Raw genomic sequence first — 25355 nt, 5'->3', positions numbered from 1 at the left:
AGGGTTCACTCCTGTGGTGAGTGAGAGGGAATTCGGGGGAAACGGCCCCGCTGGGGCCTCGACCAGACTCACACGGCGGACCGGGGAACGCATGTGGATCAGTTACGGTGCGTAGCCCGCGCCGCTTCGTCCGCCGCGCCGCCCGCACCCACGAGCCCCGAGCTCATCCCCTGCAGACGGGGCGCGAACCGCTTCATCTCGCGCTGGCCGACGGTCCCGATGAGCGCCGGCAGATATCCGCGCACGCCCTGCATGCCGCGCAGCCACCACTGTCCGTACACATGCGCCGAGCGCCGCTCGATGCCCTCCACGATCCGCTCCACGGCGGGGCCCAGCGGGTACGTCTTGTTCGACGGCCACGGCAGACGCTGCCTCAACTCCCGCATGACGTCGTCCTGGTCGGCACCGCGCACCATGTCGGTGTCGGTCCAGGACAGGTAGCCCACGCCGACGCGCACGCCCTGGTAGCCGACCTCGGCGCGCAGACTGTGCGCGTACGCCTCCACGCCCGCCTTGGAGGCGCAGTACGCCGTCATCATCGGCGCGGGCGTGATCGCGGCGAGCGAGGCGATCTGGAGCAGATAGCCCCGGCTCTCGACCAGCACCGGCAGGAACGCACGCGCGGTCACCGCCGAACCGATCAGGTTGACCTCGATCACCCGCCGCCAGGCCCGCGGATCGGAGTCGACGAACGGCCCGCCCGTCGCCACACCGGCGTTGGCGACCACGATGTCCACCTTCCCGAACCGCTCCTTCACCTCCCGCGCGACCCGGTCCATCGCCTCGTGGTCGGTGACGTCGGCGTACCAGTACGCGCTGTCGCTGTGCAGCCGCCCGGAGACCTCCTTGAGCGCCTCCTCCTCCAGCCCGACCAGCGCGACCTTCGCGCCGCGCGCCGAGAGCTTGCGCGCCAGCAGCTCACCGACGCCGCGCGCGGCCCCCGTGACGACCGCGACCTGCCCTTCGAGGCTGACCCTGCTCATGCGCCCTCCTTGATCTGCGCCGTGACATACGTGGTGACGAGTTCCCGGATCCTGCCGATCACCAGGTCGGGAGCCTCGATCGGGGTCATGTGCCCGACGCCGGTCAGCTCGGTGAGACCGACGCACGCCGGCAGCGCGGCGGCCAGCGCGCGGGCGTGCACCGGGGGCGTGAGCCGGTCGGACGCGCCGTGCACGATCGCGGTGGGCGTGTGCAACTCCCGTACGCCGTGGTCGAGATCGAGCGTCGCGAGCACACCGGCCCACGCATGGCGCACGGCACGCGGGCAGGCGTGCACGATCCGCGCGCACGCCTCCACCATGTGCGGGGCGGAACCGGCGCCCATGGTGGCGTACTTGAGGATGCTCTTCGCGACCGGCGTGACCGGCCCGAGGGGAGCGCGCGACCCCAGAATGTGCCCGGTGATCCAGGTGCGCACGCGCCCGGCGCGCATCGGCACCACACGCGATTCCGCGACCAGCCGCGAACTGCCCGTGCTGCACAGCAGGACGGCGGCGGCGTGCTCCTGGAAGCGGGGGCGCGTGGCCGCGGCCATGACCGTCATGCCGCCCATGGAGTGGCCGACGACCAGCGCCTTCTCCCCGCGTGCGAGCGTCCGCGCGAGCACCGCTTCGAGGTCGTCCGCCAGCGCCTGGGTAGTGCACGCGGAGCTCGCGGGACTGCGCCCGTGCCCCCTCTGGTCGTACGCGATCACGCGGTGGTCGGTCGCCAGGTCCCGTATCTGCGCCGCCCAGAAGGCGGTCGAGCAGGTCCAGCCGTGGGAGAGGACGACCGGGGGCGCGTTCTCGGGGCCGTGCACCTCGACGTGCAGCGGCGCGCCGTCGGCGGAGACGACGGTGAGTTCGCGGGCGGGGGCGGGCGGGACGTAGCGGCCGTCGGTGGCAGGGGCGGTCGCGGGGACGGGCCGGCTCATGCGGCGCCCCCGCTCTCCGTGACGGCGGCCGGCGTCTGCGGCACGGCCGTACCGGCCGGCTTGCCGTCGCTCTTCCGGAGGACCTCGTACTCCGCCAGGTCCACACGCCGGGTCGCGGTGCGGAACTCGGACGTCGTACCGGGCCAGATCGTGGTGTTGCGGCCGCTCGCGTCCAGGTACCAGCTGGTGCAGCCGCCGGTGTTCCACACGGTCCGCTTCATGCGCTCCTGGACTCGGTGGTTCCAGGTCTCGACGGCGGCGGGCCGGGCGTCCAGGGCGGTGCGGCTGCCGAGGACGTCGAGCTGGCGCAGATAGTCGGCCATGTAGTTCAGCTGAGACTCGATCATGAGGATCATGGAGGAGTTCCCGAGGCCGGTGTTGGGCCCGATGATCGTCATGAAGTTCGGGAACCCGGCGGCGGTGGCACCGCGCAGCGCCTGCATGCCGTTCTTCCAGGAGTCCGCGAGCGTACCGCCCTCCGCGCCCACCACCCGCTCGGCGATCGGCATGTCCGTGACGTGGAAGCCCGTACCGAAGACGATCGCGTCGGCCTCGGCCTCGGTACCGTCGGCGGCGACGAGCGTCGAGCCGCGGATCTCGCTCAGCCCGCTGGCGACGACGTCCACGTTCGGCCTGGCCAGCGCCGGGTAGTACGCGCTGGACAGCAGGATCCGCTTGCAGCCGATGCGGTAGTCGGGGGTGAGCTTGGCGCGCAGGGCCGGGTCCTTGATCGCGCGGGCCATGTTGCGCTTGGCGAGCTGCTCGACCAGGCCGAGTTCGTCGGGGTGTTTGGTGAACGCCTGGACCTGGAGCTCCCGGATGCCCCACAGCAGTCCGCGCCGCACCTGGGTCGTGAAGGGGAGCAACCGGTGCAGCCCGCGCTCGGCGGCGCTGATGGCGCGGTCCACGCGGGGCATCACCCACGGCGGCGTGCGCTGGAAGAGGGTGAGCCGGCCGACCTGCGGCTGGATGGTGGGCACGATCTGGATCGCGGAGGCCCCGGTGCCGACCACCGCGACGCGCTTGCCGCGCAGGTCGTAGTCGTGGTCCCAGCGGGCGGAGTGGAACACCTTGCCGGGGAAGGACGCGAGGCCCGGGATCCCGGGGATCTTCGGGTCCGACAGCGGTCCGGTGGCGGAGACGACGACGTCGGCGGTCAGCGTGCCGCGCGTGGTCTCGATGGTCCAGCGCAGGTTCTCGGTGTCCCAGGTCATCAGCTTGACCTCGGAGTCGAGGCGAAGGTGCGGGCGCAGTCCGAAGAGGTCGGTGACGTGCTCCAGATAGGCCCGGATGTGCTGCTGGCCCGAGAAGGTGCGCGGCCAGTCCGGATTGGGCGCGAAGGAGAAGGAGTAGAGGTGGGAGGGCACGTCACAGGCGCACCCGGGGTAGCTGTTGTCCCGCCAGGTGCCGCCGACGCTGTCGGCCCGCTCCAGGACGGCGAAGTCGGTGATCCCCTCGCGGCGCAGCCGCACGGCGGCCCCCAGCCCGCCGAACCCGGACCCGATCACCGCCACCCGTACATGCTCGTGCTCGGCCATCCCGAAGCCTCCACGCATCGCCTTCGACTCTGCCAGTGAACACTGGCGCAATGGGACTGTAGAGCAGCTCCGTACCGAGCGGTAGGGGGCGGGGCCACGAAAGTTACCGGCGGTACAACATAGGCTGCGGACGTGGCAGAGGACGCAGAACACTCGGGGGCACGGCCGCGGGAACGGCGCGAGTACCGCATGGAGGAGCTGGCCCGGCTCGCCGGGATCACCGTGCGCACCCTGCGCTTCTACCGGGAGCGCAAGCTGATCCCGCCGCCCCGGCGCGAGGGCCGTATCGCCTGGTACGACGACCACCACCTGGCGCGCCTGCGCACCATCGCCGCCATGCTGGAGCGCGGCCACACACTGAACGGCATCGCGGAACTCGCGGAGGCCCTCGACCAGGGCCGCGACGTTGCCGACCTACTCGGCGTCGGCACCCCCACCGAGGAGGAGCCGGTCCGCCTCACCCCCGAGGAACTCGCCGCCCGCTTCGAGGGCGAGGTCACCCCCGAGAACCTCGCCGCGGCCATGGCACTGGGCTACCTCGGCACCGACGGCGACGAGATCGTGCACATCAGCCGCCGCCTGCTGGACGTCTCCTCCGCCCTGGTCCGCGAGGGCATCCCGCTCGGCGAGGTCCTCACCGCCGCCGCCCGCGTCCGCGAGCACGCCGACGCCCTCGCCGAACTCTTCGCCGACGTGATCCTGCGCCACGCCCCCGAGGAGGACCTCCACCGCCTGCGCCCACTGGCCCGCAGCGTGGTGGAGGCGGAACTCTCCCTGGCCCTCGACCGCCGCCTGACCAAGAAGTCCGGCGAACGCGACATCTGATCCCGCCCGCCACCGACGGGCGGGGCCGACGGGCGGGGCCGCGCCTACAGGTCGTAGACGACGGTCACCGGCGCGTGGTCCGACCACCGCTCGGCGTGCGTGGCCGCGCGCTCCACGAGCGCCTTGACCGCCTTGCCGGCGAGCCCGGGCGTGGCGACGTGGTAGTCGATGCGCCACCCCGAGTCGTTGTCGAAGGCCCGACCGCGGTACGACCACCAGGTGTACGGCCCCTCGACGTCGGGATGCAGGGCGCGCACGACGTCGACGTAACCGCCGTCCCCGGCGGCGAGCACCCGGCCGAGCCACTCCCGCTCCTCGGGCAGGAAGCCGGAGTTCTTGGTGTTGCCGCGCCAGTTCTTGAGGTCGGCCTGCTGATGGGCGATGTTCCAGTCGCCGCAGACGACCACCTCGCGCCCGTCGGCGGCGGCCCGCGCGCGCAACTCCTTGAGATGGACGAGGAACTCGTCCATGAAGCGCACCTTCTCGTCCTGCCGCTCGGTGCCGACCTCGCCGGAGGGCAGATACAGGGAGACGACGGTCACACCGGGCAGGTCGGCCTCGACGTAGCGGCCGCTGCCGTCGAACTCGTCCGAACCGAAACCGACCCGGACCCGGTCCGGCTCCCGCCGCGTGTAGAGGGAGACGCCCGCGCGCCCCTTGGCGGCGGCCGGGGCGTGCACGACGTGCCAGCCGTCGGGCTCCCGGACCTCCTCGGGCAGCTGGTGCGGTTCGGCGCGCACCTCCTGCAGGCAGACGACGTCCGCCTCCGTCCGGGCGAGCCACTCCACGAAGCCCTTCTTGGCGGCGGCCCGCAGCCCGTTCACGTTCACCGAGGTCACAGTCAGCACCAGGGCACGATACCGGCACACTGGACGGAGTCCGCCCCCACCGTCCGACGAACACCGTCCTGCATAGAAGTACGATACAAAGTATGAATATACGCCGCGTCCGCTTCGATCACCCCGACGCCGTCACGCTCAACGACGAAGTCCAGGCCGAGTACCAGCTGCGCTACGGCGACGGCGGAGACGCCACGGTTCTCGACACCATGGACTTCGACCCGCCGCGCGGCGCGTACCTGATCGCGTACGACGAGCTCGACCGCCCCGTCGCGACGGGCGGCTGGCGCAGCCAGGACCTCAACAGCGAGGGCAACGAGAACGGCGACGCCGAGCTCAAGCGCATGTTCGTGATCGAACGGATGCGGGGCCATGGCCTGGCGCGCCGCATACTCTCGGTCCTGGAGGAGGACGCCCGCGCCGCCGGCCGGGTCCGCATGGTGCTGGAGACGGGCAGCAAGCAGCCGGAGGCCGTCGCTCTGTACACGTCGAGCGGTTACGAGCCGTGCGCCAAGTTCGGCTACTACCGCTTCCACGAGGAGAGCCTCTGCTTCGCGAAGAAGCTCTGAGCCGGTAACTCGGATCACACCAGGCCCGCTTGAGCCCCGGCAGGCCTGGCCGCGGTCCGACACTCCGTCCGGACACACGATGAAGCCCCTGTCGACTACTGCCGACAGGGGCTCCATGCTGCGTGGACCTGAGGGGATTTGAACCCCTGGCCCCCTCGATGCGAACGAGGTGCGCTACCGGACTGCGCCACAGGCCCTTGCAACGAGTGAAACTCTAGCATCCCCATCGGGGTGCTTGGAAATCCGTTCCGTGACTGGTCACGGCGGGGGTCTCCGGAGGGGGCGCGCCCGACGGGGAGCGCGCCGAGGGGCGTGCGAGCGCGGTTACTCGTTCGCCGCGCGCGGGCGGTCGCCGTCCTCGTACTGATCGAACAGGGGCGTGCGTCCGCGCTCACGCGCCCGGCGCGCGGACGCGGCGCGGCGCGCGTCGCTGCGGCCGCCCACCGGCTTGTCCTCGGTCACGGGCGCCTGCTCGCCGGCGCCGGACTCCGGCGCGTGGACGGCCTCCTGCCCCGGCGCGACCGAGCTGGAACGCGCCGAGCTCCAGGTGTCCGGCGCCCCCAGGTCCACGTCGGAGGTGGCACGCGGCGCCACCGGCGCGGTCACATAGGTCGGCAGGGGAACCGGCACGGGCTCCCAGCTGTCCCCGCCGGGCCGCCGCTGGCGCTCACGCTGCTGGTCGACCCACTCGGCGTGGTCGGTCTGCTCGACCAGGGCACGCCGGTCCGCGGCGAGCGCGGAGAGACCGGGATCCGTCTCGGCCTCCTGGACCTCCTCCGCTTCGTCCGCGCCGGCGCTCGTCGCGTCGAGGGACACGCGCCGACGCGGCTGACGCTCGCGCTCCCGCAGCCGCTGCGCGGCGACCTCGGCCCGCCGGCGGTCCATCTGGTAGGCGAAGCGACGGCGCTCCTGGGAACGCAGATACGCGATGTACCCGCTGAGCATCACGGCCGGTACGGCGGGCGCCCACAGGAAGGCGAGCCCGCCGACGGCGGCGACGATCGCGCCGAGTGTGAAGCCGAGGAAGAGCATCACGGTGGTGCGTCGGCGGCGCGCCAGGACCTTCAGGCGCCGGTCGCGCGCCGCGGCCGCCTGTGCCGAGGCCGAACGTCGCGCGGCCGGCACCGGCCGCTGCGGGGGCGCGGGCACCGACTTGGGCGCCCGTGCGGGCTCCTGTTCACGTGCCGCTTCCGCCCTTCCGGGTGACTCGCCCCCGGCGTCCGCGTGCGCCTGACGGCGGGTCGGAGGCATGGCGAAGGCCCGGACGTCCACCGAGTCGGTGGCGGCGTCCGGGTCGCCGGCGTCCGGCTCCCCCTCCTGGGCGGAGCGCGCCCGCAGGTCCCTGGCGTACCGACGCTCCATGCCCGCCCGTCCGGACAGCAGCCGGATGGCGGTGCTGAAGCGTTCCGTCGGACGGGCCTCGTTCAGCTCGTCCTGCCTACGGAGCCACATAGGCACCAAGTAGGCGGCCCAGGCCCCGACAATGACTGCGTAGATGAGGCCGCTGCTGCTCACGTCTCACACCGTAGAGGGGTTTGCCTGAGGCCATCCGCCAATTGAGCCGGTGTGTCGCACGATCTGGCTGATATTTCCAGCTTTTTTTGCGATCCATGCGATCAGAGGACCGCCTCAGTCGCGAATTCAATGCCCCGAGACGGTCAGCATCCGATCAATTTCGAACACATATTCCATTTCCGGGGCCTAGGCGGGATTCCCCGGCGTGTTCTGCGGATTCCACGACGGATCCGCCTCGTCCGCCGGACGCTCGATGTACCGCTCCCTCTGGGAGCGTGCCCGCTGCCAGCGCGCGAGCAACCCCTCGGGCACCTCTTCCGCGGTGAGCGCGAAGACCAGATGGTCGCGCCAGGCCCCGTCGATGTGAAGATAGCGCGGCCGGAGCCCCTCCTCGCGGAATCCGAGTTTCTCCACGACCCGCCGGCTGGGCCGGTTCTCGGGCCGAATGCAGACCTCGATGCGGTGCAGCCCGACAGCGCGGAAACAGTGGTCCACCACGAGCGCGACCGCCGTCGGCATCACGCCGCGGCCGGCCACCGCCTCGTCCACCCAGTACCCGACGTGCCCCGAGCACATCGACCCCCAGGTGATCCCGGCGACCGTCAACTGCCCGACGAGCCGCCCCTGGTACTCGATGACGAACGGCAGCATCCGGCCCGCGTTGGCCTCCGACCGCAGGTGCCGGACCATCTGGCGGTACGTCGGCCGGTGGGTGATCGGCCCGCTCGGCGTGGGCGGCGGAATGGTCGCCTCCCACGGGCGCAGCCAGTCCCGGTTGCGCCGGTTCACCTCGCGCCAGGCTCGCTGGTCGCGCACCTTTATCGGCCGCAGGACGACATCGCCGTCCGCCAGCACGACGGGCCAGTAAGGGCTGTTCAGCTCGCACCCCCGCTCCTGGGTCTGGGGTGGTCGCCGCCGCGGATCTGGTCGACGGCGTGGACCAGCAGGGGCTCCAGCACGGCGAGGCCGTCGCGCACCCCGCCCGTGGAGCCCGGCAGATTGACGATCAGGGTCCGTCCCGCCACCCCGGCCAGGCCCCGGGACAGCACGGCGGTCGGCACCTTCTCCCTGCCGAACGCCCGGACGGCCTCCGCGATGCCCGGCACCTCGTAGTCGATCACCGCACGGGTCGCCTCGGGCGTGCGGTCGGTCGGCGAGATGCCGGTGCCGCCGGTGGTGACGATCGCGTCGTACCCGGCCGCCACGCCCGCGCGCAGGGCCTCGCGCACGGGATCCCCGTCGGGCACGACCCGGGGGCCGTCCACGGCGAACCCGAAGCCCGTCAGGCCGTCGACGATCAACGGGCCGCCCTTGTCCTCGTAGACACCGGCCGCGGCCCGGTTGGAGGCGGTGACCACCAGAGCCCGGTAGCTCATGCCCGGCTCCAGTCGCCCGATGCGCCGCCCGTCTTCTCCTCCACCCGTACGTCCGTGATGACCGCTCCCTTGTCGACCGCCTTGACCATGTCGATCACGGTCAGCGCGGCGACCGTGACGGCGGTGAGGGCCTCCATCTCGACGCCCGTGCGGTCCGTCGTCTTCACGGTGGCCTGGATCTCCACGGCGTCGTCCGCGACCGACAGATCCAGTTTCACACCGGACACCGACAACGGGTGGCACAGCGGGATCAGGTCCGGGGTGCGCTTGGCGCCCATGATGCCCGCGATCCGCGCGGTGGCGAGGGCGTCCCCCTTGGGTACCCCCTCGCCGCGCAGCAGCTCGACCACGCGGGGCGAGACGAGCACGCGGCCGCTGGCACGGGCGGTGCGCGCGGTCACGTCCTTCCCGGATACGTCGACCATACGGGCGGCGCCCGCCTCGTCGATGTGCGTCAGTCCGTCCTGCGTACTCATGCTCTGTGCCGCTCCCGGTCCGGGCCCGTCACAGTGCGGTGCGCGGGCCTGTTGTGCGCGCCACGGTACCGCCAAGTCGGCGCACGCACCGGGCCAGGACCCCCGTGGGTCCCGTCGCGCGCTCACGCGCGCGTGCGTCAGCCGAGCAGGACGACCTCCACCTCGTCGCCGGGCTCGACGCGGTCCGCGTCCTCGGGGACGACGATCAGCGCGTCGGCGTGCGCCAGCGCCGCGATCAAGTGCGAGCCGACGCCGCCCACCGGGGTCACCTCGCCGTCGGCGTAGGCGCCCCGCAGGAACTGCCGGCGCCCCTTGGGTGAGCGCAGCGCCTCGTCCGCCTTCAGGGTCGCGCGCGTGCGGGGCCGGTGCAGGTCCGCGAGACCCATCAGGGCGCGGATGGCGGGGCGGACGAACAGCTCGAAGGAGACGTACGACGACACCGGGTTGCCGGGCAGGGCCAGCAGCGGCGTGTGGTCGGGGCCGATCGAGCCGAAGCCCTGGGGCTTGCCGGGCTGCATGGCGAGCTTGCGGAACTCCACGCCCGCGCCCGCCTCGTCCTCGTCGCCGACGTGCGACAGCGCCTCCTTGACCACGTCGTACGCCCCGACGCTCACGCCGCCCGTGGTCACCAGCAGGTCGGCGCGGACGAGCTGGTCCTCGATGGTCGAGCGGAGGGTGTCGGCGTCGTCGGCGACCGCGCCCACCCGGTAGGCGATGGCGCCGGCGTCCCGCGCGGCGGCGGTGAGGGCGAAGCTGTTGGAGTCGTAGATCTGGCCGGCGGCCAGATCCTCGCCGGGCTGGACGAGTTCGCTGCCAGTGGACATGACGACCACGCGCGGGCGCGGGCGCACGCGTACCGTGCCGCGGCCGATCGCGGCGAGGAGCGCGATCTGCGGCGGGCCGAGGATCGTGCCGGCCTCCAGGGCGCGTTCGCCCGCCTTCACGTCGCTGCCCTTGGCGCGCACGTGCGCGCGTGCCTCGGCGGGACGGTGCACGCGCACCTGTCCCTCGGCGCCCTCGGGAGCCAGGCTGCGCGCCCGCATGCCGCTCACCGGTCCCTCGCCGAGCCCGCCGTCGGTCCACTCGACGGGGACCACGGCCTCGGCGCCGGGCGGCAGCGGCGCGCCGGTCATGATGCGGGCGGCCTGCCCGGGACCGACCCGGACCGGATCGGCCGCACCGGCCGCGACGTCCCCGACGACGTCCAGGACGGCCGGGAACTCCTCACTGGCGCCCTCGACGTCCGCGACCCGCACCGCGTACCCGTCCATGGAACTGTTGTCGAACGGCGGCAGGGACACCGGCACCATGACGTCGTCGACCAGGACGCAGCCCTGGGCGTCGAGCAGGTGCAGCTCGATGGGCTCCAGGGGGCGGACGGTGGAGAGGATGTCCTCCAGGTGCTCGTCGACCGACCACAGATGGTCCGGGCCGGCGGGGCGGGTCACGGCGCTGCTCAAGACTGCTGCATCTCCTCGGCTACGTAACTGCGAAGCCAGGTCCGGAAGTCCGGGCCCAGGTCTTCACGTTCGCACGCGAGTCTGACAATGGCACGCAGATAGTCGCCCCGGTCGCCGGTGTCGTAGCGGCGGCCCTCGAAGACGACGCCGTGCACCGGTCCGCCGACCTTCTCGTCCTGCGCGAGCTGCTGGAGGGCGTCGGTGAGCTGGATCTCGCCGCCGCGGCCGGGCTCGGTCCGGCGGAGTACGTCGAAGATGTGCGGGTCGAGGACGTAGCGGCCGATGACCGCGTAGTTCGAGGGGGCGTCCGCCGGGTCCGGCTTCTCGACCAGCCCGGTCACCTTGACGACGTCGCCGTCGGCGGTGGCCTCCACGGCCGCGCAGCCGTAGAGGTGGATCTGCTCGGGCGCGACCTCCATGAGGGCGATCACGCTGCCGCCGTGCTGTTCCTGGGTCTCGATCATGCGCCGGAGCAGCGGGTCGCGCGGGTCGATCAGGTCGTCGCCGAGGAGGACGGCGAAGGGCTCGTGGCCGACGTGCGGGGCGGCGCACAGGACGGCGTGGCCGAGGCCCCTGGGGTCGCCCTGGCGGACGTAGTGCATGGTGGCCAGGTCGCTGGACTCCTGGACCTTGGCGAGCCGGCCGGCGTCGCCCTTCTTCTGCAGGGCCGACTCCAGCTCGTAGTTGCGGTCGAAGTGGTCCTCCAGGGGACGCTTGTTGCGTCCGGTGACCATGAGCACGTCGTCGAGCCCCGCCGCCACGGCCTCCTCGACCACGTACTGGATCGCCGGCTTGTCGACGACCGGCAGCATCTCCTTGGGAGTGGCCTTCGTGGCCGGCAGGAACCGGGTCCCGAGGCCTGCCGCAGGGATGACAGCCTTGCTGATCCTGGGGTGCGACTGAGTCATGCCCGCCACCTTAACCGGTGCCTTTGTACGGAATCCGTAGCCCCGATTGGCTGGCCCTTTATGACTGCATCGAACAATCAGGAAGGACGCGAGACGACCCGTGGAACACGAGGGACGCATGAGCGAGCCTGACAAGCGGACGTTGCGACGGGAGCTCCTCACGGTGAGGAACAGGTTGACACCGGATGACGCCGACGCGACGGGGCGCGCGCTGGCGGAGCGCGCCCTGGAGCTGCCCGAACTGGCGCGTGCGCGCACGGTGGCGGCGTACGTCTCCGTAGGGAGCGAACCCGGCACGCGGGCGCTGCTGGACGCGCTGCGCGCGCGGAGCGTGCGGGTCCTGCTCCCCGCGCTGCTGCCGGACAACGATCTCGACTGGGGCGAGTACACCGGCCCGGACTCTCTCGCCCGGGTCCAACACGGCCGAAAGACGGCGCTCTTCGAGCCCGCGGGCGCGCGCCTCGGACCGGACGCGGTGACGGGCGCCGACGTGGTCCTGCTGCCCGGGCTCGCGGTGGACGCGCGCGGGATGCGCCTGGGGCGGGGCGGAGGGTCGTACGACCGTGTGCTGGCCCGCCTGGAGCGCGCGGGCGTACGGCCGCGACTCGTGGTCCTGCTCTACGACACGGAGGTCGTCGCACACGTCCCGGCCGAGGCGCACGACAAGCCGGTGCACGCGGTGGTGACGCCCTCCGGCGTGCGCCGCTTCCCGGGCGCCTGACCCGACGGAAGGAGAACGGCCCTCCACGCGTGCGTGGAGGGCCGTTCCCGGGTGCCGTGCTGCCGTCAGGTGCTCACGGCTTCAGGGTGAGCGTGTCGCTCGTGTTCTTGTCGACCGCCCCGGCCGAGAACGACCAGGACAGCAGCTCGCCCTTGGCCCACAGGCTCGTCTGGTCCGTGTAGTGCGCGCTGAAGGCGTGCCCGGAGGCGCCGGTCAGGTTGATCCACTTGGACTTGTCGAAGTCGGCGAGGTTCACGACCATCCGCATCGACGGCACCCAGACGACCCCGTAGCCGCCCGCGGCGTTCCAGCCGGTCGCGTTGACCGTGGCCTCGCCGCCGCTGAGCCTCCAGGGGCCGCGGTTGAGGATGTACTGCAGGATCTGGGGGCCGTCGGTGCCGAGCGTCTGGTTCTTCAGGAACAGGCGGTGCAGCCGGCCCCAGCTCCAGGTGTCGATGTCCTTGCCGAGCTTGGCGGTCAGCTCCCAGCGGGCGTCGATCATGGCCCGCGCGAAGAGCTGGTCCATGTTGTTCGCGGCAGGGCGGGTGCCCGACTTGGGCGTCTTCCACCAGTCACTGTCCGGCTTGTCCATCAGGGTGCGCACGACCTCGAACCAGCGGTCGCCGCCGTCCGGCTGCGCCTGGTCGGCGTCGCGCTCACCGCACTCGCGCACCTTTGTGTTGTCGTCGACCGGACCGGTGCTGTCGATCCTGTCGACCCACAGGCACTGCCCCTTGACGCGCAGCTCCTTGGGCATCTTGTTGCCGAAGGCGAGCTTGAGGACGTTGCGCCAGACGGCGTTGAAGTACGCGGCCGCCGCGGAGTCGGAGTCCTGGGTGTAGTCCCAGCCCTCCAACAGCTTCTGCGCCTGGCGCACGTTCTTGTCGTCCAGGTTGATCTTCAGCAGCTTCGGCACCAGGAGCTTGGCGATCTCACTGCTGTTGTCCAGCTGCATCTGCCGCATGTCGTCGGTGGAGATCTTGCCGCCGTCCTTGATCTTGGACTCGATCAGGTCGGTGATGCGCTGGCTGCGCGTGCCGTAGCCCCAGTCGGTGGTCAGCGTGTACGGGTACTTGTCCTTGTCGACCACGGCCTGGTTGGCGGTGACGATGTAGCCGCGCTTGGGGTTGTACTCGTAGGGGAGCTCGTCCTGCTTGACGAAGCCGGTCCAGCGGTACTTCGACTCCCAGCCCGGCGCCGGGACGGAGCCGTCGTCCACCGAGGAGCGCGTGGGGATCTTGCCGGGCAGCGTGTAGCCGATGTTGTTGTTGGTGTCCGCGTAGACCAGGTTCTGGGACGGCACGTCGAACAGCGCGGCGGCCTGGCGGAACTGGCTCCAGTCGGAGGCCCTGTCGAGGGCGAAGACGGCGTCCATGGAGGTGCCCGGGTCGAGCGCGGTCCACCGCAGGGCGACGCCGTAGCCGTCTCCGCGGTCGGGCGCGGCGGTGTTGACCGTGGCCTTCCTGCCGACCTGGACGAGTTCGTCGTCGCGGTCGGACAGCAGCGGCATCCCGTCCTGGGTCTGGCGGACGACGATCGTCTTGGACGAGCCGCCGGCGACCTCGATGGTCTCCTCGCGGGTCTTGAAGGGCCGGACCTTGCCGTCGTACAGGTATCCGTTGGCGGTGACCTTCTCCAGGTACAGGTCGGTGACGTCGACCCCGGAGTTGGTCATGCCCCAGGCGACGTCGGCGTTGTGACCGATGATCACACCGGGCATGCCGGCAAAGGTGTACCCGCTGACGTCGTACTGGCACTGCGCGGAGACGGTCCGGCAGTGCAGGCCCATCTGGTACCAGACGGACGGCAGCGACGCCGACAGGTGCGGGTCGTTGGCGAGCAGGGGCTTGCCGGTGATGGTGTACTTCCCGGCGACGACCCAGGAGTTGGAACCGATGCCCTGGCCGTTCACGCCGACGGCGGTCGGGACGTTGTCCAGGACGTTGTAGAGGCCCCCCAGCTGGCTCGTGAGCGACGATCCGGTCGCGCCCGAGGCGGTGGCGCCGGTCGCCCCCGTCGTGCCCGCAGAAGCGCCCGTGGAGCCGGCGGAGCCCGTGCCGCCGCCGGCCGCGCCGGTCGTACCCGTGGTGCCGGTCGTACGCGTCGCGCCCGTGCCCTGGGAGGTGCCCGTGCCGCCGCTCTGCTGGAAGGTCTTGGTCAGCTCGTTGTACTGACCCTCCTGCACGATCGGCTTGTTGCGGCTGTAGGGGTACTCGGGGTACAGGTCCTTGATCTGCTGCGGGCCGAGCCGGCTCGTCATCAGCGCGCGGTCGATCTCGTCCTGCATGTTGCCGCGCAGGTCCCAGGCCATCGCCTTCAGCCAGGAGATGGAGTCGACCGGAGTCCACGGCTGCGGCGTGTAGTCGTTGGTGAAGCCCAGCGCCGCGTACTCCAGGGAGATGTCCTTGCCGTCCTTGCCCTTGAGGTAGGCGTTGACACCCTTGGCATACGCGTCGACGTACTTCTTCGTGGAGGCCGACAGCTTGGTGTCGTACTCCTGCTTGGCGATCCGGTCCCAGCCGAGGGTGCGCAGGAACTCGTCGTTCTTGACCTGGCTCTTGCCGAACATCTCCGACAGGCGCCCGGAGGTCATGTGCCGGCGCACGTCCATCTCGTAGAACCGGTCCTGCGCCTGGACGTAGCCCTGCGCCATGAACAGGTCCTCGTCGGAGGACGCGTAGATCTGCGGGATGCCGTTGCCGTCCCGCTTCACGTCCACCGGCCCGGACAGGCCCTGGAGCGTGAGCGAACCCGTGGTCTGCGGGAAGGAGGCGCGCACGGTGCTGATCGACCAGTACGCCCCGTAGGCGATGCCGCCGATGATGGCCAGGACCAGCACCAGCACGATCAGTCGGGCTCTGCGCCCCTTCTTCCTGCCGGACTTGGCGGGCTTGTCACCCGTTGTGGCGGTGGTTTTCGGGGGCATCGCTGTCCTTGCTGTCCTAACGCGAGCGGCAGGTCGGGCTGTGACTTTGAATGAGCGCTGGAGCAACCATAGGCGCAGGGCCCTGTCCCGCTTGACGCGGAGTGGGGAACCAGCGTGCACGAACGTTCGATCTTGCCTCGACGAGCGTCAAGAAAGCGTCAAGAGTTAGGTAAGGTAACGAAGTACTTGGGTGCGGCGTGCCGCAGCCTCGGGTCTTGTGTACGTGCGTCCGCGCGCCTCGCGCGCGGGCCAAGGAAGGGAACCGCCGCTGACTGTCCACCACCTCGACCAGCTCCTGCTCGTCTGCTCCCTGGTCCTGCTCGTCGCCGTCGCGGCCGTCCGGATCTCCTCCCGCAGCGGGCTCCCCAGCCTGCTCGTGTACCTGGGGATCGGCGTCCTCATGGGCCAGGACGGCATCGGGCACATCCACTTCAGCAGCGCGGCGACGACCCAGGTCATCGGGTACGCGGCCCTGGTCGTGATCCTCGCCGAGGGCGGTCTCGGCACGAAGTGGAAGGAGGTCCGCCCGGTCCTGGCCTCCGCCTCCGTCCTGGCGACCGCCGGCGTCGCCGTCAGCGTGGGCGTCACGGCGGCGGGCGCGCACTACCTGGTCGGGCTGGAGTGGCGGCAGGCGCTCATCGTCGGCGCGGTGGTGTCGTCGACGGACGCGGCGGCGGTCTTCTCCGTGCTGCGCAGAATTCCCCTCCCCGCGCGCGTGACGGGCACGCTGGAGGCGGAGTCCGGCTTCAACGACGCCCCGGTGGTCATCCTGGTCGTCGCCTTCTCCACGGCCGGACCCGTCGACCACTGGTACGTCCTGCTGGGCGAGATACTCCTGGAGCTGGCGGTCGGCGCCGCCATAGGGCTCGCCGTGGGCTGGGCCGGCTCCTGGGCGCTCAAGCGCGTGGCCCTGCCCGCCTCGGGCCTCTACCCCATCGCCGTGCTGGCCATCGCCGTCACCGCGTACGCCGCCGGCGCCCTGGGGCACGGCAGCGGCTTCCTGGCCGTCTACCTGGCCTCGATGGTGCTCGGCAACGCCAAGCTCCCGCACTGGCCCGCCACGCGCGGCTTCGCCGAGGGGCTCGGCTGGATCGCCCAGATCGGCATGTTCGTCCTGCTCGGCCTTCTGGTCACCCCGCACGAGCTGGGGGACGACATCTGGCCCGCCCTGGTCATCGGCCTGGTCCTGACCATGGTGGCCCGCCCGCTGAGCGTGACCCTCAGCCTCGCGCCGTTCCGCGTGGCGTGGCAGGAGCAGACGCTCATGTCGTGGGCGGGACTGCGCGGCGCCGTGCCCATCATCCTGGCGACCATCCCGATGGTGAACGGCGTCGCCGGCAGCCGCCGCATCTTCAACATCGTCTTCGTCCTGGTCGTGGTCTACACCCTGGTCCAGGGGCCGACCCTGCCCTGGCTGGCGCGCATGCTGCGCCTGGGCGAGAAGGGCGAGGCCGCCGACCTCGGCATCGAGTCCGCGCCCCTGGAGCGGCTGCGCGGACACCTGCTGTCCGTCTCGATCCCCGAGGGTTCCCGGATGCACGGCGTCGAGGTCAACGAACTGCGGCTGCCGACCGGGGCCGCCGTCACGCTCGTCGTCCGCGATGCAAAATCGTTCGTTCCGATGCCGACGACCGTGCTGCGCCGGGGTGACGAACTGCTGGTCGTCGCCACCGACCCGGTGCGCGACGCGACGGAACGGCGGCTGCGCGCGGTCGCCCACGGCGGCAAGCTGGCGGGGTGGCTGGGCGTGAGCGGGGCGACCGCCTGGCGGTGAGCGCGGGGGCGGTGAGTGCGGGGGCGGTGAGTGCGGGGGCGGTGAGCGCCTGGCGGTGAGCGCGGGGCGGTGAGCGCGGGGCGCACGGGATGGGGAAAGCGTGCGTTACGGGTGCGTTTCGCGTGATTCACACTCGCGTCAATCACAGGTGAACAGGCCCGGCCGTGCTCATTTTCACAGGTGCACAAGCCCTTGCTCCCTGTAGTATCAAGGCACCCAGATCGAACCAACTCTGTCTGATGCAGAGCTGGCGCGACCGTATGGCGGCCGGAACGCCCTCCGCAGTGGCACCGGTATCTACCGCAGTTCCGCGCAAGAGGACAGCTCTCGGCGCCCCCGCACGGGCGCGCTACCAGGCGGAAGAAAGGCACGGGCCGTGGAATCCACGGTCACCACCGAGTCGGCGGAGAACCCGTCGGCGTCGTCCCGCCCGGGCTACGGACAGCTGCTGCGCACCCGCGGCGCCTGGACGTTCCTGCTCCCCGGTTTCGCCGCGCGCCAGCCGTTCGCGATGCTCACCCTCTCAATCGTGCTGCTCGTGCAGCACACCACCGGCTCCTACGGTGCGGCGGGCGCCGCCGCCGCGGCGACCGGTGTGTCCATGGCGCTGTTCGCGCCGTACAGCGGCCGGCTCGCCGACCGCTACGGCCAGCGCGCCGTACTGGTCCCCGGCGTTCTGGTGCACACGCTGTCGGGCCTGTCCCTGACGGCGCTCGCGCTGGCGCACGCGCCGCTGTGGGCGCTCTTCCTGGCGGCCGTCCCGACGGGCGCCTCGGTGCCGCAGGTCGGCCCGATGGTGCGGGCACGCTGGGGCGTGAAGCTCCAGGGTTCGCCCCTGATGACCACCGCGGCGGCGTTCGAGTCGGTCACCGACGAGCTGACCTTCGTCTTCGGTCCTCTGCTGGCGACCGCGCTGTGCACCGCCGTGACACCTGCGGCGGGCCTGGTCACGGAGGGCGCGCTGACGCTCGTCGGCGGTCTGCTGTTCGCGGCGCAGAAGAGCACGCAGCCGCAGGTCACCGCGGACGGCGGGCACACGCGCGTGAAGCACGCCTCCGCGCTGCGCGTGCCGGGCGTGCGCGTGCTGGTCGTGACATTCCTCGGGATCGGTTCCGTCTTCGGCGGCATGCAGGTGTCGCTGGCGGCGTTCACCGAGTCGATCGGCGAGCCCGGCCTGAACGGCGTCCTGTACGGCGTCTTCGCGGCCGGAAACATGCTGTCCGGCATCGTCTGCGGCGCCATCGCGTGGAAGATCGCGCCCCAGTACCGCCTGGTCGCCGGCTACACGGCGCTCGCGATCACCGCCTCCGCCCTGTGGACGGCGCACTCGGTGCCGCTGCTCGCCGGTCTCGGCCTGCTCGTCGGCATGTCCATCGCACCGGCGCTGATCACCGGCTACACGCTGGTCGAGGGCCTGGTACCGGCCGCTGCCCGCACCGAGGCCTTCACCTGGCTGACCGGCGCGGTCGCGCTCGGGCAGGCGGCCGCCGTCACCGTCGCCGGCCAGCTCGAGGACCGGCTGTGGAACGGTGCCGGATTCCTGGTGCCGGCGGCGGGCACCGTGCTCGCGCTGGTGACCCTGGTGACGCTGCGATCGCGGCTGGTCGCCCGCCGGCGGAACGTCACCGTCGCACGTGGCGTCGGTCACCGCGTGCCGGTGACGGTGGACTGATCCCCGGGAATACGTCACTATGGACCGTCGTTAGCACTCATCGAGTCAGAGTGCCAGGAGGAAGACAGTGCCGACCTACCAGTACCAGTGCACCGAGTGCGGCGAGGGCCTCGAGGCGGTGCAGAAGTTCACCGACGACGCCCTGACCGAGTGCCCCACCTGCGGTGGCCGCCTGAAGAAGGTGTTCTCCGCGGTCGGCATCGTCTTCAAGGGCTCCGGCTTCTACCGCAACGACTCCCGCGGCTCCACGTCGAGCAGCAGCGCGCCGTCCAAGCCGTCCGGCTCGTCGTCGGCCACTGCCGCCTCGTCGAGCACCACGTCCTCGTCGTCCGACGCGAAGCCGTCCTCCTCCTCGTCGAGCTCCGCCAAGAGCTCCGCCGCCTGACCCGCTCGCACCGCACCCTGCCGTCGCACGACGGCAGGGTTCTCGGCGTTTCCGGGCACCGCCTCCCCCGCTCTTTCGTCGACGGCTACTGTGCTGACCATGGCGAACGCAGAGATCGGTGTAATCGGCGGCTCGGGCTTCTACTCGTTCCTCGAGGACGTGACCGAGGTCCAGGTGGACACTCCCTACGGGCCGCCCAGTGACTCCCTCTTCCTCGGCGAGATCGCCGGCCGGCGAGTCGCCTTCCTGCCCCGGCACGGCCGCGGCCATCACCTTCCGCCGCACCGCATCAACTACCGGGCCAACCTGTGGGCGCTGCGCTCCGTCGGCGCCCGGCAGGTGCTCGGTCCGTGCGCGGTGGGCGGGCTGCGCCCCGAGTACGGCCCCGGCACCCTGCTCGTGCCGGACCAGATGGTGGACCGTACGAAGTCCAGGGCGCAGACGTACTTCGACGGGCTGCCGCTGCCCGACGGCACGGTGCCGAACGTCGTGCACGTCTCCATGGCCGACCCCTACTGTCCCGCCGGACGCGCCGCCGCGCTGAAGGCGGCCCGCGGCCGGGACTGGGAACCGGTGGACGGCGGCACGCTGGTCGTGGTCGAGGGGCCGCGCTTCTCGACGCGCGCCGAATCGTTGTGGCACCAGGCGCAGGGCTGGTCGGTCGTGGGCATGACGGGCCACCCGGAAGCGGCGCTCGCCCGGGAACTGGAGCTGTGCTACACGTCGCTGACCCTGGTCACCGACCTCGACGCGGGCGCCGAGACCGGCGAAGGTGTCTCGCACGAGGAGGTGCTGGAGGTGTTCGCCGCCAACGTGGACCGGTTGCGCGGCGTGCTGTTCGACACGGTGGCGGCGCTGCCCGGGACCGGCGAGCGGGACTGCCCGTGCGGGAACGCGCTCGGCGGGATGGACCCGGGCTTCGAACTGCCGTAGCGCACCAGCCGGTTACGGGCCGGTGCACGGCCGAACCTGTGGACAACTCAGTGACCAACCCGGTGGCCAGCACGCCGGAATTCCCCGTTCGGGCGGCCGAGTTGTCCACAAGCCGTCCGTCGTCCACCGACTCCGACGGGATTCGGCGGGATGTCCCATCGTGGCATCGCAAACCGAATTCCTCGTCGCAGGCGGTGGTTTCCCATGCCCTGGCCCTCGTCCTCCCCCACTCCGTCGTCACCTCCTCCCGCTCCTCCCGCTGCTTCCTCCTTCCCGTTTCCCGTCCGGCTCCCGCGTCCGCTGGGCACGGACGCCCCCGCGACGTGTGAGGTCCCGCAGTTCCCTCCGGTGCGGGTGCGCGGCGGGCGGTATCAGCTGCAACGGCTCGTACGGCACCGCAGGCGGGCCATCGCGGCCGGCCTCGCGGTGACCGCGGCCGCCCTCGTCGCGGCCGGACCGCGCACGGCGGCCGAACCGCACCGCGCGGAACAGCCCCGCGGTCATCCGGTCACCGCCCCTGTACGACGGCACGCACCGGTGGACGTGGTGACGGCACCCGTGCGGATCGCCGACGCCGCCACGGTCCGGCTGCTGCGGCCCGGCGACCGCGTCGACGTGATCGCCGCCGAGGACCCGTCGGCCGGGGGCGTCGCCCGCGTGCTCGCGCGCGCTGTGCGCGTGACCGAAGTGCCGGAGCCTTTGGCCGGCGGGGGCGAGAGCGGGGCGCTGGTGGTGCTGTCGGCACCGCGCGCCACGGCGGCCCGGCTCGTCGGCGCGAGCGCCACGGCGCGCCTGGCGGTGACGCTGTGCTGAACCGACTGGGACGCTTTTCCGGCGGCTTGCTGTCACGTCGCTCGATCAAGCGACGCGACTGGACACAGGGGCGGCACCGTGCCGTAGGTTGCGGAGCGTTTCGTTCCACAACCTGTGCATGCGAGGAGTGTCCCCGAGGTGAGCGCGAAGCAGGAACCGAGCGTCTGGCAGGGCTTCAAGACCTTCCTGATGCGCGGCAACGTCGTCGATCTGGCAGTCGCGGTGGTTATCGGCGCGGCCTTCACGAGCATCGTGAACTCGGTCGTGAAGGGGGTCATCAACCCGCTGGTCGGCGCCTTCGGCACCAAGAGCCTGGACAACTACAGCTCCTGCCTGACCGACACGTGCACGGGCGGCCGGGGCATCCAGATCATGTGGGGCTCCGTCCTCGGTGCGACACTCAACTTCCTGATCACCGCGGCGGTCGTGTACTTCCTGATGGTCCTGCCGATGTCGAAGTACCTGGCCCGGCAAGCGGCGCAGAAGGCGGCTCGGGAGGGCACGAAGGAGGTCATGGAGGTGACCGAGCTGGAGGTGCTCAAGGAGATCCGCGACGCGCTGGTCGCCCAGCGCGGGTCGGGGCACGACGAGCGCTAGCGGCGCCGCCGCGGACGGCTCAGAGGTGGTGGGGCGGCTTCTCGTCGAGGAAGCGCTTCAGGTCGGCGGCGCTGTCACCATCCGTGCGCTCGCCCCATCCGCGGTCGGTGTCGTCCGAGGACTGCTGGTCCAGCGGGTCGTCGAAGACCAGAGCGGGCTTCGGGGCGCGGGGCTCGGATTCGGGGGCGGTGCTCATGCCCCAAGGGTACGGCCCCGCTCCCGACGGCCCCGCAGTCCGCGCGCGGGGAAGGCATCTGGCCTGGGCCTTCGGCCGGGACGTTGAACCCCAGCGCGTTTGTGAACTCGTTCACAAGATATCGGACCGGTTTTCTGCTGTCCTGGGAGGCATGACGTCGAGTTCCGCTCCGGCGCCCGCTTCCCCGGGCGCACCCCAGTCCCCCGGACTCCTGCGCCGGCTCACCTCGCGCGGGCGCGACGAAGCGCACCGGGTCTCCTCGCCGCTAGAGCTGTTCTTCGACCTGTGCTTCGTCGTGGCGATCGCGCAGGCGGGCGTACAACTGGTGCACGCCGTCGCCGAAGGGCACGCCGGCGGCGGAATCCTCAACTACGCCATGCTGTTCTTCGCCATCTGGTGGGCCTGGATGAACTTCACCTGGTTCGCCTCGGCGTACGACAACGACGACGCCCTCTACCGGGTCGTCACCCTGGTGCAGATCGCCGGTGTCCTGGTGCTGGCCGCCGGTGTGTCCCGGGCCTTCCAGCACCACGACTACCTGGCGGTCTGGCTCGGCTACCTGATCATGCGACTGGCGATGGCCGCACAGTGGCTGAGAGCCGCGAGAGCGGCCACGGGCACAGAGAGAACCATGGCGCTCCGTTACGCGTGCGGCGTGCTGCTGTGCCAGGTCGGCTGGACCGGGCTGGTGGTACTGCCCGGGCCCGCCCGGCCCTGGGTGTTCCTCGTGATGGCGATCGCGGAAATGTGCGTGCCGCTGTACGCCGAGAAGGACAGCACGACCGCCTGGCACCCGCATCACATCGCCGAGCGGTACGGCCTGTTCACCATCATCGTGCTCGGCGAGACGATCTCCGCGGCGACGGTCGCCGTGAAGTCGGCGGTGGACGAGCACAGCGCGCTGGGCGAGCTGCTGCCGATCGCGGCGGGCGGCCTGCTGATCGTCTTCTCCGCGTGGTGGATCTACTTCGTGGTCCCCATCCACGGTCACCTGCGCTCCAACGGCCAGGCGTTCCTCTGGGGTTACGGCCACTACCTGATCTTCGCGTCGGCCGCGGCGATCGGCGCCGGCCTGGAGGTCGCGGTGGAGCAGGCGGTCGGCAGGACCCACATCTCCACGCTGGCCGCCTCGGCCGCGGTGACCCTGCCCACGGCGCTGTACCTGCTGACCGTCTGGGCGCTGCATTCGCGGCACTTCAAGGTCGGTATCGCGCAGCAGCTGGTACTGCCGGTCACGGCGCTGCTGATGATCTGCTGTACCTTCCTGGGCCACTGGGCGGTGTTCGCGGCCGGGCTCGTGTCCGCCGCCGCGGTGGCGACCGGAGTGACGCTGACGGCGCGCATGGCCGGCCGGGAGCGTGCGGCGAGCGCGGGCGCATCGGCGGACTGAGCCCTCGCCGGTGCCCGGGCGGGCCACACTTGCCCCCATGACAGTTGACGCATTGACGGACGTCACCGGGGTGCGGGTGGGGCACGCCACCCGCCGGGGGGACGGCTGGCTCACCGGCACCACCGTCGTTCTCGCTCCCGAGGGCGGCGCCGTCGCCGCCGTGGACGTGCGTGGCGGGGGCCCGGGCACGAAGGAGACCGACGCGCTCGACCCGCGCAACGTGGTGCAGCGGGTCGACGCGATCGTGCTGACCGGGGGCAGCGCGTACGGGCTCGACGCGGCGTCCGGGGTGATGGCCTGGCTGGAAGAGCAGTCGCGCGGAGTGCGGGTGGGGCCGGATCCGGCGCACGTCGTGCCGGTCGTGCCCGCCGCGTGCCTCTTCGACCTGGGGCGCGGGGGAGACTTCCGCGCGCGGCCCGACGCGGCGACGGGCCGCGCGGCGGTGGAGGCGGCCGCGGTGACCGCCCCGGGCGCTCGTGTGCCCGAGGGGTGTGTCGGGGCCGGTGCGGGCGCCGTGGCGGGGCGGCTCAAGGGCGGTGTGGGCACCGCGAGCACGGTGCTCGACTCGGGCATCACCGTGGCCGCGCTGGCGGTCGTGAACGCCGCGGGCGCCGTGGTGGATGCCGGTACGGGGGCGCTGTACGGGGAGTTGTTGGTGCAGGGACGGGTGGAGTATCCGCAGGAGCGCGTGGTGGAGGCCGCGCGCCGACGGCTCGACGAAGCCGCCGCCAAGAACGCGCCGCCGCCGCTCAACACGACACTGGCGGTGGTCGCGACCGACGCGGAGCTCTCCAAGGCGCAGGCGCAGAAGCTGGCCGGGACGGCGCACGACGGCATCGCGCGCGCCGTGCGTCCGGTGCATCTCCTGCACGACGGGGACACCGTGTTCGCGCTGGCGACCGGCGCGCGCCCGCTCGACGGACATCCCCTGGCGCTCAACGACATCCTGGCCGCCGCCGCGGACCTCGTGACGCGCGCGATCGTCCGGGGCGTGCGGGCCGCCGAGTCGGTCGACGGGCCAGGCGGAGTGTGGCCGTCGTACGGGGAGTTGTACGAGGAGCCGTAGGGCGGTGCCGGGCGTCGGGCGAGCCCGATTGTCGCGGTTCTGTCACGTGATGGCGTTCAGGGAAGCCGGCGGGAACCTACCCGGGGCTCTGTGCACTCTTTCTCCACGCACTGGAACGGATCACGCACATCACATGAACCTGGAGCAGCCCGTGACAACGCCGGACATTGCAGCGCGGCGCGTACTGGGGGCCTGTGCCGCCCTGATGGTCGGCACCCTCACCCTGACCGCCTGCGGTGGCAGCGCCAACGCCACCGACGACAAGGGCGGCAAGGACTCCCCCAAGACGTCGACCGCGAAGATCACGATCTCGGCGAAGGACGGTTCGACCAGCGCGTCCATCAACGCCACCGGCGTGAAGGTCAGCGACGGCAAGCTGACCGACGTGAAGATGACCGTGTCGGGGTCCGGGCAGACCGTGGCCGGGGCGATATCCGCGGACGGCAGCACCTGGAAGCCGAAGGAGCAGCTGGACCGCGGGACGAAGTACCAGATCGCCGCGACCGCGAAGGACGCGAACGGGCTGACCGCGGCGGCCAACTCCATCTTCACCACCGTCACCTCGGCGAACAGCTTCATCGGCACCTACACGCCGGACGACGGCAGCACGGTCGGGGTGGGCATGCCGGTGTCGTTCACCTTCGACAAGGCGATCACCGACAGGAAGGCCGTGCAGTCGCACATCACGGTCAACTCCAGCAGCGGTCAGCAGGTGGTCGGGCACTGGTTCGGGAACCAGCGCCTGGACTTCCGCCCGCAGGACTACTGGAAGGCCGGCTCCAAGGTCACGATGAAGATCGACCTGGACGGGGTCCAGGGCGCGAACGGTGTCTACGGGGTGCAGAAGAAGACCGTCTCCTTCACCGTCGGCCGGTCGCAGGTGTCCACCGTCGACGCCAACACGCAGACGATGACGGTCGTGCGGGACGGCCGAACGATCAAGTCGGTACCGATCTCCGCGGGCAGCGCGGAGCACACGACGTACAACGGGCAGATGGTGATCTCCGAGAAGTTCGTGCAGACGCGCATGAACGGATCGACGGTCGGCTTCGGCGGGGAGTACGACATCCCGGACGTGCCGCATGCGATGCGGCTGACCTCGTCGGGGACGTTCATCCACGGCAACTACTGGTACAACAAGGGCAATCCGCCCTTCGGCCGCTCGGGCACCAGCCACGGCTGTGTCGGGCTCGCGGACGTGCAGGGGGCGCAGGGTGACACCCAGGCCAAGTGGTTCTTCGACAACACGCTCGTCGGGGACGTCGTGATCGTGAAGAACTCTCCGGACACGACGGTCTCCCCGGACAACGGGCTGAACGGCTGGAACATGTCGTGGAGCGCCTGGACCGCCGGAAGTGCCGTCTGAGCGGCGACTTTTGACGAGATGTGGGGCCGCGCGGGAACTTCTCGCGCGGCCCGCGCGTTTTCCCGGCGTACGTTTTCTCGGTTCCCGGACATGAT

Annotated in this window: 24 protein-coding genes and 1 tRNA gene; 12 read left to right on the top strand and 13 right to left on the bottom strand. The window is 71.2% G+C overall.

The features are described 5' to 3' along the window. Positions 1-98: 98 nt before the first annotated feature. The 3 genes from BIV23_RS04025 to BIV23_RS04015 are packed head-to-tail and all read right to left on the bottom strand — an operon-like array spanning position 99 to position 3453. Positions 99-983, bottom strand: coding sequence for an SDR family oxidoreductase (locus BIV23_RS04025; RefSeq protein ID WP_071379326.1), 885 nt, complete (start codon positions 981-983; stop codon positions 99-101). Beyond that, positions 980-1915 (bottom strand): alpha/beta fold hydrolase, encoded by a 936-nt coding sequence (locus BIV23_RS04020; protein ID WP_071379325.1) that lies wholly within the window; start codon positions 1913-1915, stop codon positions 980-982. Before BIV23_RS04020 ends, BIV23_RS04025 begins: the two co-directional genes overlap by 4 nt. Continuing rightward, positions 1912-3453 carry a flavin-containing monooxygenase gene (locus BIV23_RS04015; RefSeq protein WP_071379324.1) on the bottom strand — a complete coding sequence of 514 codons (1542 nt, stop codon included), beginning with the start codon at positions 3451-3453 and terminating at the stop codon, positions 1912-1914. The genes BIV23_RS04020 and BIV23_RS04015 overlap by 4 nt, the downstream gene beginning before the upstream one ends. A gap of 189 nt (positions 3454-3642) precedes the next feature. Between BIV23_RS04015 and BIV23_RS04010 the strand changes: the two genes are divergently transcribed. Next, on the top strand, positions 3643-4278 hold the full coding sequence (locus tag BIV23_RS04010) for a MerR family transcriptional regulator (protein ID WP_071379323.1): 636 nt from the start codon (positions 3643-3645) through the stop codon (positions 4276-4278). A 44-nt stretch (positions 4279-4322) separates the two neighbouring features. Here the strand turns inward: BIV23_RS04010 and BIV23_RS04005 are convergent, their stop codons facing one another. Then, complete coding sequence (locus tag BIV23_RS04005) at positions 4323-5126, bottom strand: exodeoxyribonuclease III (protein ID WP_071379462.1); 804 nt, start codon at positions 5124-5126, stop codon at positions 4323-4325. 83 nt (positions 5127-5209) lie between these two features. On the opposite strand from BIV23_RS04005, the gene BIV23_RS04000 reads away from it, so the two are divergent. Next, positions 5210-5686, top strand: a complete 477-nt coding sequence (locus BIV23_RS04000; RefSeq protein WP_071379322.1) for a GNAT family N-acetyltransferase — start codon at positions 5210-5212, stop codon at positions 5684-5686. A 123-nt stretch (positions 5687-5809) separates the two neighbouring features. Here BIV23_RS04000 and BIV23_RS03995 read toward each other — a convergent pair. From BIV23_RS03995 to galU, 7 genes are all read right to left on the bottom strand, one after another. Beyond that, positions 5810-5883 (bottom strand) — tRNA-Ala (locus BIV23_RS03995). A 127-nt stretch (positions 5884-6010) separates the two neighbouring features. Then, positions 6011-7201 carry a divisome protein SepX/GlpR gene (sepX, locus tag BIV23_RS03990; RefSeq protein WP_079172939.1) on the bottom strand — a complete coding sequence of 397 codons (1191 nt, stop codon included), beginning with the start codon at positions 7199-7201 and terminating at the stop codon, positions 6011-6013. Between the two features lie 186 nt (positions 7202-7387). Further along, on the bottom strand, positions 7388-8056 hold the full coding sequence (locus tag BIV23_RS03985; protein WP_071379320.1) for a GNAT family N-acetyltransferase: 669 nt from the start codon (positions 8054-8056) through the stop codon (positions 7388-7390). A gap of 20 nt (positions 8057-8076) precedes the next feature. Then, positions 8077-8577, bottom strand: a complete 501-nt coding sequence (locus tag BIV23_RS03980) for a MogA/MoaB family molybdenum cofactor biosynthesis protein (protein ID WP_071379319.1) — start codon at positions 8575-8577, stop codon at positions 8077-8079. Continuing rightward, entirely contained in the window at positions 8574-9053 is a 480-nt protein-coding gene (moaC, locus tag BIV23_RS03975) for a cyclic pyranopterin monophosphate synthase MoaC (RefSeq protein WP_071379318.1), read from the bottom strand. The genes BIV23_RS03980 and moaC overlap by 4 nt, the downstream gene beginning before the upstream one ends. 137 nt (positions 9054-9190) lie before the next feature. Continuing rightward, the gene (gene glp / locus BIV23_RS03970; protein WP_071379317.1) at positions 9191-10513 is read right to left on the bottom strand and encodes a molybdotransferase-like divisome protein Glp; all 1323 of its coding nucleotides are present in this window, start codon (positions 10511-10513) and stop codon (positions 9191-9193) included. After that, positions 10510-11421: a UTP--glucose-1-phosphate uridylyltransferase GalU gene (gene galU, locus BIV23_RS03965; RefSeq protein ID WP_071379316.1), complete on the bottom strand. Its 912-nt coding sequence runs from the start codon at positions 11419-11421 to the stop codon at positions 10510-10512. Before galU ends, glp begins: the two co-directional genes overlap by 4 nt. A 118-nt stretch (positions 11422-11539) precedes the next feature. On the opposite strand from galU, the gene BIV23_RS03960 reads away from it, so the two are divergent. After that, positions 11540-12142 (top strand): 5-formyltetrahydrofolate cyclo-ligase, encoded by a 603-nt coding sequence (locus BIV23_RS03960; RefSeq protein ID WP_079172957.1) that lies wholly within the window; start codon positions 11540-11542, stop codon positions 12140-12142. Between the two features lie 73 nt (positions 12143-12215). Here the strand turns inward: BIV23_RS03960 and BIV23_RS03955 are convergent, their stop codons facing one another. Further along, the gene (locus BIV23_RS03955) at positions 12216-15068 is read right to left on the bottom strand and encodes a penicillin acylase family protein (protein WP_071379314.1); all 2853 of its coding nucleotides are present in this window, start codon (positions 15066-15068) and stop codon (positions 12216-12218) included. A gap of 217 nt (positions 15069-15285) precedes the next feature. On the opposite strand from BIV23_RS03955, the gene BIV23_RS03950 reads away from it, so the two are divergent. The 6 genes from BIV23_RS03950 to mscL all read left to right on the top strand — a co-directional run bounded on the left by BIV23_RS03950 (position 15286) and on the right by mscL (position 21242). Further along, positions 15286-16842, top strand: coding sequence for a potassium/proton antiporter (locus tag BIV23_RS03950; protein ID WP_071379461.1), 1557 nt, complete (start codon positions 15286-15288; stop codon positions 16840-16842). Between the two features lie 376 nt (positions 16843-17218). After that, a complete protein-coding gene (locus BIV23_RS03945; RefSeq protein ID WP_071379313.1) occupies positions 17219-18514 on the top strand; it encodes an MFS transporter in 1296 nt (431 codons plus the stop codon). A gap of 67 nt (positions 18515-18581) precedes the next feature. After that, positions 18582-18899, top strand: a complete 318-nt coding sequence (locus BIV23_RS03940; RefSeq protein WP_071379312.1) for an FmdB family zinc ribbon protein — start codon at positions 18582-18584, stop codon at positions 18897-18899. Positions 18900-18998: 99 nt separating this feature from the next. Continuing rightward, complete coding sequence (locus tag BIV23_RS03935; protein ID WP_071379460.1) at positions 18999-19832, top strand: S-methyl-5'-thioadenosine phosphorylase; 834 nt, start codon at positions 18999-19001, stop codon at positions 19830-19832. Positions 19833-20036: 204 nt separating this feature from the next. Then, positions 20037-20645, top strand: a complete 609-nt coding sequence (locus tag BIV23_RS03930) for a hypothetical protein (protein ID WP_079172937.1) — start codon at positions 20037-20039, stop codon at positions 20643-20645. 138 nt (positions 20646-20783) lie between these two features. Beyond that, positions 20784-21242, top strand: coding sequence for a large conductance mechanosensitive channel protein MscL (mscL, locus tag BIV23_RS03925; RefSeq protein ID WP_071379311.1), 459 nt, complete (start codon positions 20784-20786; stop codon positions 21240-21242). A 19-nt stretch (positions 21243-21261) separates the two neighbouring features. Here mscL and BIV23_RS48320 read toward each other — a convergent pair whose 3' ends face one another. Next, complete coding sequence (locus BIV23_RS48320) at positions 21262-21438, bottom strand: hypothetical protein (protein ID WP_107471064.1); 177 nt, start codon at positions 21436-21438, stop codon at positions 21262-21264. A gap of 151 nt (positions 21439-21589) precedes the next feature. Between BIV23_RS48320 and BIV23_RS03920 the strand changes: the two genes are divergently transcribed. The 3 genes from BIV23_RS03920 to BIV23_RS03910 all read left to right on the top strand — a co-directional run bounded on the left by BIV23_RS03920 (position 21590) and on the right by BIV23_RS03910 (position 25260). Beyond that, positions 21590-22828, top strand: a complete 1239-nt coding sequence (locus BIV23_RS03920) for a low temperature requirement protein A (RefSeq protein ID WP_071379310.1) — start codon at positions 21590-21592, stop codon at positions 22826-22828. 37 nt (positions 22829-22865) lie between these two features. Continuing rightward, on the top strand, positions 22866-23894 hold the full coding sequence (locus BIV23_RS03915; protein WP_107471063.1) for a P1 family peptidase: 1029 nt from the start codon (positions 22866-22868) through the stop codon (positions 23892-23894). 151 nt (positions 23895-24045) lie between these two features. Further along, the gene (locus BIV23_RS03910; RefSeq protein ID WP_177239700.1) at positions 24046-25260 is read left to right on the top strand and encodes a L,D-transpeptidase; all 1215 of its coding nucleotides are present in this window, start codon (positions 24046-24048) and stop codon (positions 25258-25260) included. The last annotated feature ends 95 nt before the right edge of the window (positions 25261-25355 follow it).

Origin of the sequence: Streptomyces monashensis, assembly GCF_001866665.1 — a bacterium.
Classification (GTDB): domain Bacteria; phylum Actinomycetota; class Actinomycetes; order Streptomycetales; family Streptomycetaceae; genus Streptomyces; species Streptomyces monashensis.
This window is presented reverse-complemented; position numbering and strand designations above follow the sequence as displayed.

Excerpts from the sequence above, each read along its gene's own strand:
- BIV23_RS03915 (WP_107471063.1), top strand. The coding sequence starts at position 22,866 with ATGACAGTTGACGCATTGACGGACGTCACCGGGGTGCGGGTGGGGCAC.
- BIV23_RS04025 (WP_071379326.1), bottom strand. The coding sequence starts at position 983 with ATGAGCAGGGTCAGCCTCGAAGGGCAGGTCGCGGTCGTCACGGGGGCC.
- BIV23_RS04020 (WP_071379325.1), bottom strand. The coding sequence starts at position 1,915 with ATGAGCCGGCCCGTCCCCGCGACCGCCCCTGCCACCGACGGCCGCTAC.
- galU (WP_071379316.1), bottom strand. The coding sequence starts at position 11,421 with ATGACTCAGTCGCACCCCAGGATCAGCAAGGCTGTCATCCCTGCGGCA.
- BIV23_RS04010 (WP_071379323.1), top strand. The coding sequence starts at position 3,643 with ATGGAGGAGCTGGCCCGGCTCGCCGGGATCACCGTGCGCACCCTGCGC.
- BIV23_RS04015 (WP_071379324.1), bottom strand. The coding sequence starts at position 3,453 with ATGGCCGAGCACGAGCATGTACGGGTGGCGGTGATCGGGTCCGGGTTC.
- BIV23_RS03955 (WP_071379314.1), bottom strand. The coding sequence starts at position 15,068 with ATGCCCCCGAAAACCACCGCCACAACGGGTGACAAGCCCGCCAAGTCC.
- BIV23_RS03980 (WP_071379319.1), bottom strand. The coding sequence starts at position 8,577 with ATGAGCTACCGGGCTCTGGTGGTCACCGCCTCCAACCGGGCCGCGGCC.
- BIV23_RS04000 (WP_071379322.1), top strand. The coding sequence starts at position 5,210 with ATGAATATACGCCGCGTCCGCTTCGATCACCCCGACGCCGTCACGCTC.
- moaC (WP_071379318.1), bottom strand. The coding sequence starts at position 9,053 with ATGAGTACGCAGGACGGACTGACGCACATCGACGAGGCGGGCGCCGCC.
- BIV23_RS03930 (WP_079172937.1), top strand. The coding sequence starts at position 20,037 with ATGCCCTGGCCCTCGTCCTCCCCCACTCCGTCGTCACCTCCTCCCGCT.
- BIV23_RS03960 (WP_079172957.1), top strand. The coding sequence starts at position 11,540 with ATGAGCGAGCCTGACAAGCGGACGTTGCGACGGGAGCTCCTCACGGTG.
- BIV23_RS03920 (WP_071379310.1), top strand. The coding sequence starts at position 21,590 with ATGACGTCGAGTTCCGCTCCGGCGCCCGCTTCCCCGGGCGCACCCCAG.
- BIV23_RS48320 (WP_107471064.1), bottom strand. The coding sequence starts at position 21,438 with ATGAGCACCGCCCCCGAATCCGAGCCCCGCGCCCCGAAGCCCGCTCTG.
- BIV23_RS03935 (WP_071379460.1), top strand. The coding sequence starts at position 18,999 with ATGGCGAACGCAGAGATCGGTGTAATCGGCGGCTCGGGCTTCTACTCG.